Source organism: Streptosporangium sp. NPDC001681 (assembly GCF_040298085.1).
Classification (GTDB): domain Bacteria; phylum Actinomycetota; class Actinomycetes; order Streptosporangiales; family Streptosporangiaceae; genus Streptosporangium.
Map to the genome: position 1 here is coordinate 32,419 of NZ_JBEOZN010000092.1, position 9,108 is coordinate 41,526.

Here is a 9,108-nt window from a genome sequence, read left to right on the forward strand (position 1 = left end):
AGTGGAGGGCGGTAACCGTGCGAGTCACGGCTCCGCCCGGCCCTCGGTCTACCGGTAGTTGGTGAACTGGAGGGCGACCTCCAGGTCCTTGCCCTTGAGAAGGGCGATGACCTCCTGCAGCTCGTCCCTCTTCTTGGAACTCACCCGCAGCTCATCACCCTGGATCTGGGCCTTGACCCCCTTGGGCCCCTCATCCCGGATGATCTTCGAGATCTTCTTGGCCTGCTCCTGGTCGATGCCCTCCTTGAGGGTGATCAGAAGGCGGTACTCCTTGCCGGACAGCTTGGGCTCGTCCGCATCAAGAATCTTGAGCGACAGGCCACGCTTGATCAGCTTGTCCTTGAACACGTCGAGGACCGCGTTGGCGCGCTCCTCGCTGTTGGCCCTGATCTCAACGGCCTTCTGACCACCCGACCAGGCGATCGTCGCGCCGGTACCCTTGAAGTCGAACCGGTGCCCGACCTCCTTGACCGTCTGGTTCAGCGCGTTGTCGGCCTCCTGATGATCGATCTTGCTAACGATGTCGAACGATGAATCCGCCAAAGCCCAATCCCCTTTGAACTGCTGGAACTATCACCCGCTGCCCGGCTCCCGAATATCGCGGTCCGCGAACCGCGGCGGCGTCCGCGAGCAGGTTCGGTAGACGCGTACGTAACGGATCAGCCTATCCAGCATCTCCTGTCAATGCTGGGGCGGCAGTGTGTCCCGCCTCGCTCACAGCGTGTCGTCCCACTCCGTTACCCCGCTCCGCCGTCCCACTCCACGGCCGGCTCTCCCTCAGGTCACCCCCGGCCCACCCGCCTCACCCGCCCGATACCCGCCGCCGAACCCCGTATCACGCCCGTATCGCGACGTCCCTCCTGCCTCGCCCGCCCCGCTCAAGACCGGCACGAGCGACAACGCCCGCCCCAAAAGTCCCAGTGTGCCCATCTATCGGCGGGTGCCCTCCGCGGATGTCACGTCACCCCTGGAAGTCCGCTATTCTTTTCCTGTCGCCGCAGTACGCGGAGGACGCGGCAGGTTGCCCGAGTGGTCAAAGGGAGCGGTCTGTAAAACCGTCGGCTCAGCCTACGCAGGTTCAAGTCCTGCACCTGCCACACTGGATCTTCCCAGCTCAGAGCCCCGCGAGGGGCTCTTTTGCTTTTCCGGGACATGCAGCCGAACGCAGTCGTGAGCAGTCGCATGTCACCACTCCACCAATATGCGTGCAATGATCTTGGCCATGTTTTCCCAGGTCATGCAGGGCTTTCCGGCCGGTTCGGGGGCGGGAATCGGCCTTTCGATGGCCTGCTGAGACGTGACAGGATGTGCCGCATGCTGACTCGAAGGAACCGTGCCGCGTAGGCCGCCCAGCACTCTGCGTTCAGGGTGCCCTCGATCACCCGCCCCCACCCCGGCCAGGCAGATACCTGGAATCTCCCACAAAACCCATGCCGCGATACGACGGCTGGAAGCCGAGCGTCTGTGGCTGAACGCCCTGGCCGATGCCTTGGACCAGTACGTAGGGTTTCTCCGGCACTCTGGCCGGTACCTCTACCTCCGTCCGGACGGGTTGCCGTGCTGCGACCCGGTAGAAGCCCGTGACCTCCTGGAAGAAGCCCTTCACGCCCTCCCTTCGTTCGCTCGATCTGAGCTCTGGCGAATCGTGGAGCGGCTGGACACGGAGTTCCGCGACCGGACCCTGCCTGATCCGGGGGCGGACGGCGGACGCTCGTCGATGTCCGGCGCATGGTGGCGCCATCGGCTGGCCGAGTGGTGATCATGTGACGGCTCCACAGGGTGCAGAACAAGCGAAAGGGCCCCGGATGGCTTCCGGGACCCTCTTCGTGCGATGAACACCTCAGCCGACCAGCGCGTCACCGATCCGCTGGTTCGCCAGATCCTTGTGACCGTCGAGGCACTTGGCGTAGACCCGCAGCAGGACGTCCACGCTGTGCCCGGCCCGCTCCGCCACGTCAGGAGCCGAGACGCCAGCGTTGAGCCAGAGAGAGACCGCCGCGTGCCTCAGGTCGTACGGTCTACGAGCCAGGGGAGAGGCCACCTGAGCTGGGGTGAAGGCCAGCTTCCGAGCCTCCTGCCACACCTCTGTATAGGCCGTCGAGGCGATCACGCCGCCACGCTCGCTACGGAAGATCCGCCCGTCCGCGCCGGTCCCGTACTCCTTGATGTGCTCTCGAAGAATCGCGACCAGCTCCGGCGGAATCGGCACCGGGCGCACGTCGGCACGGCCCCGGTGCTTGAGTCCCCGTTCCTCGTGGGCGTCCCCGCTGTCCGTCCAGTGCGTGTTGACCTCTGGCCGGGAGACGTCGACCGTCAGTCGCCCCCAGCCCTTGGGCGGAAGGTGGCAGTCCTGGAGTCGCAGGCCCACCGCCTCAGCCGGGCGTAGCGCCGCGTAGTACATACAGGCGAACAGCGCCATGAGCCGCCGACCACGACCGCGTCCGCCCACATAGGTCACCATCGTGAGCAGCTCTTGCGCCTGCCGGGGATTGACCGCCACACGGGGATCAATGGTCTCGGTGACCTTGGGCGGCTTCCACGTGACCTTGTGCAGCGGGTTGGCGTCCAACTCCTCCAATTCCACCGCGTACTCCAACACGGTATGGAAGACGGCCCGCTTACGGGCGATCGTATTCGGGGCCGCCGCCTTGCCGTCGAGGCGGAGGGCGAGCGCGTCGAGTGCCAGCCGTACCGTCTTGGCGTCGTTCAGGGCGGTCAGGTCAAGCGACGCGGACTGAAGCCAGCGGGCCGCCTGTGCCATCTCTGGGGAAATCTCTGCCCTCTTGCTCTCCGGGAGGAGGAGGTGCTTCCGGAGAACCGTCCGCATGATCTCGACATCGGGGCGGCCGGGACGGTCCTTGGTCAGCGAGGGGAGGACCGTGGCGAGTGCATCCGACATGCTGTCCCGGCTCTTGGCCGCCGCGTGGGGCCACTTCATCTCGATGAAGGCCGCGACGAACTCAAGGACGGTCCGAGCGTTCTTGGCCTTGATCATCGAGAGAGGGAGGCCGCTCTCGATGTCGAACGCCTCGCCCCGCTTGGCCGCCTGCCGCAGGTCCGACAGGAAGCTCTCGGCGAGCGCCTTGGTGCGATAGGTCTTCGAGGAGCGCTTCCGGGCGACCGCCCAGCGCACTACGTACGAAGGCGTCTTGCTCGACTTGTTCCTGCTGATCTCGAAGAACTTGACGTCGTATGAAGTGTTCACGCCGCCTCCCGGAGGGTTTCCAGCCACGCCTCGAACTCGCTGCGGTGGAGGCGGATCTCGTCGTTGGGGAGTCGCAGGCCGCGGGGGAACTTGCCGATCTCGCGCCAGCGGTAAAGGGTCCGGACAGAGACCCCGCCGAGCTTGTCGAGGATCTCCGGAACGGTCATGAGCTCGTCGTCGTCCTTCTTCTTCATGCCGCCTCCCTCGTTGCCGAAAGGTCTTGTCCGGTCGCTTTCTCTTTCAGGGCCAGCAGGGTTGCTCGCCAGCGCTGGCGTTCGGCGACCATGCGCAGCAGTCGCAGGGCCAGGGAGGGAATGTTGCCGTCGCCGGCCGGGACGGGCTTCCAGACGTAGCGGTGCGGGTCGGTGGGCTCGTCGGCCAGGCCGAGCGCTTCCATGACCCAGGTGCGCCGGTCGCGCTTGTGCTCGGACAGGGTCTTGTTCGACCACTTACGCGAGACCAGGACACGACGGCCCGCGTAGCCGAGGTGTTCAGGCTTGTGTGCCTTGCTCCGGCATCGGCCCGGTGCCATGCCCGCCTTGGGACTCTTGGGCTGGACTCCGTAGCGCAGCCAGTTCGGGCAGGCCGGGGAGCAGGGTTCGTAGCGGAGCGCTTCGACCATGCGGGCCGCGTGGTCGCGTTGGGCCGGGTTGTCGGCGTCGAGGGCGTCGCCGAGGCTCTTGGTCAGGTACTTGCTCAGGTAGCGGATGCACTGGTCGGCATCCGGGGTGCCACCGAGGACACCCTGAACGTCGACCTGGTCGCCGAAGCGGACCACGTGCAGCGGCTCGGCCTCCTCGTCGGCGTCGAGCCGGTCGAGCGCTTCGCGCCAGGTGGGCAGCACTTCCCCGGTGACCGGATCGAGGTAGTCGCCATCCTGTCCATCCGGGTAGGGCGTGCCGTCTTCCCGCGCGGGACGCTCGACCCACACCGGCAGGTGATCGCCCTCGAAGCGGGCTTCGTCGACCGATGGCCACCACACCTGGTGGTAGGTGGCCGCCGCGATCGCCTTGACTTCAGCGCGCGGCATGGTGCCCCGGATGGCCATGTGCAGGTGCGGCGCGAGTCGCTTCTGCGGTTCGACGGAGGAGAAGTACTGCAGGTCATAGCCCGCGACCCGGCGAAGGTTCTGCACGAAGCGGTCGACGAGCTTGGAGAAGTGCAGCGCGTCCCGGACCGCCCGCCGGTAGTCGTAGCCGTCCGGATCGACGGGCACGCCGTTGCGCACCTTGCCGTAGGAGGGAAGCGTGAGCGTGACGAACAGCGACGGCCGGTAGACCATCCCGTCGGAACTGGTGAACGTTCGTCCCAGGGTGGTGTTCTGCCGAACCTTCCTGGGCAGGTCGGGGGCGTCCTGGCGTCGCCGAGTCGAGCGGTTGCGCTTGGCGGTGGTACGGCCGAGCAGAGTGCCGCGCATCCCGGCCGCGGTGATCTCGGCATCCAGCCCGGTGAGGATCGCGTCCAGGTCGGTGGTGTCGTCGCCGGCCTTTTCCGCGGCATCACGCTGAGCCTGCATGTCCGCGCGGAACTCCACCAGCCAAAGCTGTTCCTCGTTGGGCTCATCAGGGGTGATCGAGGGTTCGGCCTCCAGGTGCCAGCCTTCCCGGCACTGGGCCATCCGCAGGTAGCGATTGCGCCGAGCACAAGAGGGACACTTGGCGTCCATGGTGGCCCCGCAGGGCACGTTGACGTCCTCGGTGAATCCGGTGCGGGTGTCCAGCCGCCGCAGGACCACCGGCCGGATGCACACCCCGTTGTGCTTGGCGATCTCCACCGCCACGTCCAGCGCGAGCGGCATCCTTTGACGTTCGGCGCGCGACAGGCCGCGGTCGTTGGGGTTGCTCACGCGTCTGCCTCCTGCTCGTGGTCGGGGTCGAGGAGTGCGCCCTGTCCGCACTCGCGGCACTCGACCAGGCTGCGGATCAGGTCCAGCCACAGCGTGTTGACCGCGCCGCAGGTCGCACAGTGCAGACCGTCGAGGATGTAGGCCAGCTCAGTCACGCTCGCCCCTCTCCACTTCGGACAGGTCGGCCGACAGCCGGAACGTGGTCTGGTAGGGGTCGGTGGTGACGCGGATGTTGAGCAGTTCGAAGGCCAGGACGGGTTGGGCGTGGTGCGATCCCAGGACGGCCAGGATGGGCCGCTCGCACACGCGGGTGATCTCCTCGTCGGTGCCGTAGAAGCAGACCCTCACGCGGCCACCCCCAGCACCATCGCGCGAATGTCACTGTCGGAGACGTACGCGGCGCGGACCCGGATCGGGTCGGGTGAGGTCTCCAACCGGACGTAGCCGATACCGGCGCCCTGCTCTGGGATCGGGGAGATGTGATCGGCCAGCGCGCCCCGATCCCGTGCGCCGTCACCGAGGACCATGTCCACCTGCTCGGACTCATCCAGCCGGAGCGCGATCTTGTCGGGGAACAGGTTGCGGATGTTCATGACCTCCTTGCGCGGGTCTTGAAGAGCGGCCATCACACCGAAGCCGACCGCGCGGCCCTGTGTGGTGAGGGTGGCCAGGGCAGCGGAGATGCGCAGTTTCAGGCCCTTGTCGGATTGGTAGGCGGTCAGGAACGCCACCTCGTCGACGACCACCAGGACGAACGGGTCATCGACGGTGGGGGTGTGGGAGCGCTGAAGTCCGGCGTAGCGGTCGGCCCGCTCCTGCATGATCTGCACGGCGGCTTCCAGGAGGTCGGCGCAGTCGGCCGGGCTCGCGGCGTAGCGGGTGCCGAACAGGTCACGCCCGTAGGACAGTTCCATCCGCTTGGGATCCAGCGCCCACACTTGCGCCAGGCCCGCACGCGTGGCGGGTAGCAGGCCGCGGATCGTCGACCAGATGACCGAGCCCTTGCCTGCCCCGGTAGCCCCGGCGACCAGGACATGAGTGCCGTGGACCTTCAGGAGCCAGGGCTTGCCGTCCTCGCACGTGCCGACCTCCACCGGACCCACCGACGCCTCAGCCGGGACCGGTACGGCGGGAAGTGGTGTGGCGAGGGGATCACGACGAGGGAAGACGAGCAGCAGCCGGCCAGCTCTTGCGATGGAGACCCGGCAGGATTGAGCACCGAACCCATGGGCGAGGTGGTCGATGCGGTCAGACCAGTCCTTGACCGACTGCCCAGTGAGCATCCGCACCGTGACCAGGTCGGCCCACGAGGTACAGGTGACGCGGATGATACGGGGAAGGTAGTCCCGGCCGCGTAAGTGTCGTCCGAGTCCGGAGATGATCATCACTGGTTGCCAGTGCCGCCGGTAGATCCACACCCGACGCCACCAGGCCAGCAGCCGCCAGCCCACCAGGCGCAGGAACGACGGACGAGCGAGGAGGCACCACGCGGTGAGGCCGAGCGGAACCAGGACGACGAGGCCAAGGCCCCAGCGCCAGCCGTAGAAGTAGGTGAGCACACCGGGGGTGAGGGCGACGGCTGAGGCGATGGGGTGGCGCCACAGCAGTCGTACGACAGCGGCCAGCAGCCGCCACGTGAAGATCAGAATCGTGAGGATCGCCGGGGTGCGGAGGACGGCCGGGCGGAAGACGACGGCGGTATCGGGGGTGGTGGAGACGAGGTTCTGTGCCTCGTCGCCGGGCAGTTTCTTGAACATTAGGCTGGGGGCCTTCCTTGAATTCGCGTGAGAGGGAGAACCGAGGGGCCGCCGGAAGTTGGCGCTTCTGGCGGCCCCGCTTACGTGTCAGGCCGCCTTGTCCTGCTCGGCCTGGTCGGGGTTGGTGGGCTGTTCGGTGTGCAGGCGCTCGCAGTCGGCGAGGTAGCGCGCGGTGGCGTCGGCGAGCTGCCGGGCGAGGGTCACGTCCCGTTCGGTGACCGGTCCGCCGCCGGTGGTGGAGATCACCACCTGTGCCTGTGCGGTGGACAGGTTCAGGAACGGCCGCCCGCTCTTGGCACCCAGCGCCATGACCGACAGGTCCGGGGTACGGAACGAGATGTCGAGCCGGGTACCGTCTGCATCGAGCGAGATCGAGGCACGGGTGTAGGGCTGGTGTTCACTCACGCGGCCACGTCCTTACCGGCCGTCTCCTTGGCCGAGGCCGGAGCACTCTGCCGAGCGGGAGCCGCAACCGAGCGGGGAGCGCGCATCGTCGTTGCCCGGATCGACCAGGCCAGGCGACCGGTGTTCTGGCCGACGTAGGGGGTGGCGGTCATGCCGTCGAACTCGACCGGCACGAACGGCAGGCCCGGCAGCGCGGCCGGGACGACGGGCTGAGTCGGGGACAGGATCTTGACCGCCACCGTCTTCTGTCCGGCCTTGACGGTCGGATCGGCGTCCATGACCGCGACCTGCCAGACGAGTTCGCCGGTGTTCTTGTCCTTGGCATAGACGGTGCGTCCCTTGGACGAGGCGTCGAAGTCCTTGACCTGCTCGACCTCGCCGACGACGAAGCAGCCATGCGGGAAGACCTGCGTGAAGCTGACGGGGATGGGGCCTTGGATGGCCATGTCGATAGTCCTTTCGATCGGGACAGTCCGATGTTCGGTCGTCCACTTGTCCGACTGAGTTGAGGTTAGCTTCTCTCACTCGTCCGCACAAGTGATTGAGTGAGATGGAGGCTTAGCCGGATGTTCCAGCCCGCCCCATCCGGTGCCATAACGGTGCTCAGCGCTCAAGGAGAATGCACGATCATGTCGCTCATGACCTCTGCAACTTCGCCGGAGCACAACACCGCCGAGAACAACCGGATCAAGGTCTGGTTCCGGTTCATACCGCGAGAGGGCTGGCTTCCCTACAGCACCGAAGGGCTCTGGGCCACACGGCTCAGCGAGGACACCGCCCGTCTGGAGAACGTCCCCTTCCTACAGGAGGGGGTGGCCGAGGGAGATATCGTGCGGTTCGCTACCGATGCCGACGGTCTCCACTGGGCCAAAAAGCGCGTGGAGGCATCGGGAAGCTGCACCGTGCGGGTCCTGCCCGTTCCCAGCGGTCCGCTCGGGCCAAGCGCCAAGGCAGTGCACGAGCGGTTGGCGCCGTTCGGTCTGGGCGGAGAGGTCTTCAGTACGGAACTACCGCTGGTTGCCTTCAACGTGCCGGCCGACGCAGAAGTCGGCCAGATAAAGGCGCTACTGACACATGGCGAGGAAGACGGTTGGTGGCACTTCGAGGCTTCCTGTGTCACAGATGCTTGGCACAACGCCTAGTCAGCTCACCTGGTAGACGTCCTGGAGTTCGTGAAGGTCACCGGGGAGAGCCACACTCATCACTAGGAGCACCGCCCCCGCAGCGTCATGCACGGTGGCCAGCACCCCAAGGACAGGCTTGGCAGAGCCGAGCAACTCGGCCTCTTCCTTGGTGGGGTTGCGCGCGGTCAGCCGCTCGGTGACATGATCGAACCGCAGGTGCTTGACCGCCTGGAGGTGATGGCGCACTCCGCGTGCCAGTGGTTCGGGCTTGTCGACGTCGGTGCCCAACGCGATCTCCAGCGGGAACCACAGGGTCTCCACCGCCGACACCCGGCCGCCTTGCTTGGCCACGCGTCGACGTGAGATCACCGGTGTCTTGTCCTCCACACCGAGCAGGCGGGCGATGTGACGAGGAGCCGGAACCCGGGCGACGTCGGTGACCGTCTCGCCGTTCTCGGCCTGCTCGGTCACCGCCAAGCCCGGCCGAACGCGATCGGCGGCACTCTCGGGACGGCCCTTCACGAACGAGCCGCGGCCATGCTCACGCTCGATCCAGCCCTGCATGGCCAGCGTCTGAAGCGCCCGCACCACCGTCGTGCGGCCCACCCCGAACTCCCGGACGAACTGCGTCTCCGAGGGCAGCATGTCGCCGGCCGCGTACTGCCCGGCCTCGATGCGCTCCTGAATCGTGCCCATCACCTGGGCATACTTCGGAGGGGCGAAATCCCTGCTCATCTTAACCGCCCGATCGCTCTACCACTTGTCTGCACA

11 protein-coding genes and 1 tRNA gene are annotated in these 9,108 nt (G+C 66.7%); 2 read left to right on the forward strand and 10 right to left on the reverse strand.

Going from position 1 to position 9,108, the window contains the following annotated elements:
* Positions 1-48: 48 nt before the first annotated feature.
* Positions 49-543, reverse strand: coding sequence for a YajQ family cyclic di-GMP-binding protein (locus tag ABT130_RS32745; protein ID WP_030925087.1), 495 nt, complete (start codon positions 541-543; stop codon positions 49-51).
* A 472-nt stretch (positions 544-1,015) separates the two neighbouring features.
* Here ABT130_RS32745 and ABT130_RS32750 point away from each other — a divergent pair.
* Positions 1,016-1,097, forward strand: a tRNA-Tyr gene (locus ABT130_RS32750).
* 743 nt (positions 1,098-1,840) lie between these two features.
* On the opposite strand, the gene ABT130_RS32755 is transcribed toward ABT130_RS32750, so the two are convergent.
* The 8 genes from ABT130_RS32755 to ABT130_RS32790 all read right to left on the reverse strand — a co-directional run bounded on the left by ABT130_RS32755 (position 1,841) and on the right by ABT130_RS32790 (position 7,659).
* The gene (locus tag ABT130_RS32755) at positions 1,841-3,205 is read right to left on the reverse strand and encodes a tyrosine-type recombinase/integrase (RefSeq protein WP_350961984.1); all 1,365 of its coding nucleotides are present in this window, start codon (positions 3,203-3,205) and stop codon (positions 1,841-1,843) included.
* Positions 3,202-3,399: a helix-turn-helix transcriptional regulator gene (locus tag ABT130_RS32760; protein WP_350961987.1), complete on the reverse strand. Its 198-nt coding sequence runs from the start codon at positions 3,397-3,399 to the stop codon at positions 3,202-3,204. Before ABT130_RS32760 ends, ABT130_RS32755 begins: the two co-directional genes overlap by 4 nt.
* A complete protein-coding gene (locus ABT130_RS32765) occupies positions 3,396-5,051 on the reverse strand; it encodes a replication initiator (protein WP_350961990.1) in 1,656 nt (551 codons plus the stop codon). The genes ABT130_RS32760 and ABT130_RS32765 overlap by 4 nt, the downstream gene beginning before the upstream one ends.
* Positions 5,048-5,206: a hypothetical protein gene (locus tag ABT130_RS32770; protein ID WP_350961993.1), complete on the reverse strand. Its 159-nt coding sequence runs from the start codon at positions 5,204-5,206 to the stop codon at positions 5,048-5,050. Before ABT130_RS32770 ends, ABT130_RS32765 begins: the two co-directional genes overlap by 4 nt.
* Positions 5,199-5,399 (reverse strand): hypothetical protein, encoded by a 201-nt coding sequence (locus ABT130_RS32775; RefSeq protein WP_350961995.1) that lies wholly within the window; start codon positions 5,397-5,399, stop codon positions 5,199-5,201. Before ABT130_RS32775 ends, ABT130_RS32770 begins: the two co-directional genes overlap by 8 nt.
* On the reverse strand, positions 5,396-6,808 hold the full coding sequence (locus ABT130_RS32780; RefSeq protein ID WP_350961998.1) for an FtsK/SpoIIIE domain-containing protein: 1,413 nt from the start codon (positions 6,806-6,808) through the stop codon (positions 5,396-5,398). The genes ABT130_RS32775 and ABT130_RS32780 overlap by 4 nt, the downstream gene beginning before the upstream one ends.
* 87 nt (positions 6,809-6,895) lie before the next feature.
* Complete coding sequence (locus ABT130_RS32785) at positions 6,896-7,213, reverse strand: hypothetical protein (protein WP_350962001.1); 318 nt, start codon at positions 7,211-7,213, stop codon at positions 6,896-6,898.
* Positions 7,210-7,659, reverse strand: a complete 450-nt coding sequence (locus ABT130_RS32790; RefSeq protein WP_350962004.1) for a plasmid replication, integration and excision activator — start codon at positions 7,657-7,659, stop codon at positions 7,210-7,212. The genes ABT130_RS32785 and ABT130_RS32790 overlap by 4 nt, the downstream gene beginning before the upstream one ends.
* Positions 7,660-7,842: 183 nt before the next feature.
* On the opposite strand from ABT130_RS32790, the gene ABT130_RS32795 reads away from it, so the two are divergent.
* Positions 7,843-8,355: a DUF4265 domain-containing protein gene (locus ABT130_RS32795; protein ID WP_350962007.1), complete on the forward strand. Its 513-nt coding sequence runs from the start codon at positions 7,843-7,845 to the stop codon at positions 8,353-8,355.
* On the opposite strand, the gene ABT130_RS32800 is transcribed toward ABT130_RS32795, so the two are convergent.
* On the reverse strand, positions 8,356-9,072 hold the full coding sequence (locus tag ABT130_RS32800; protein WP_350962010.1) for a GntR family transcriptional regulator: 717 nt from the start codon (positions 9,070-9,072) through the stop codon (positions 8,356-8,358).
* Between the last annotated feature and the right edge of the window lie 36 nt (positions 9,073-9,108).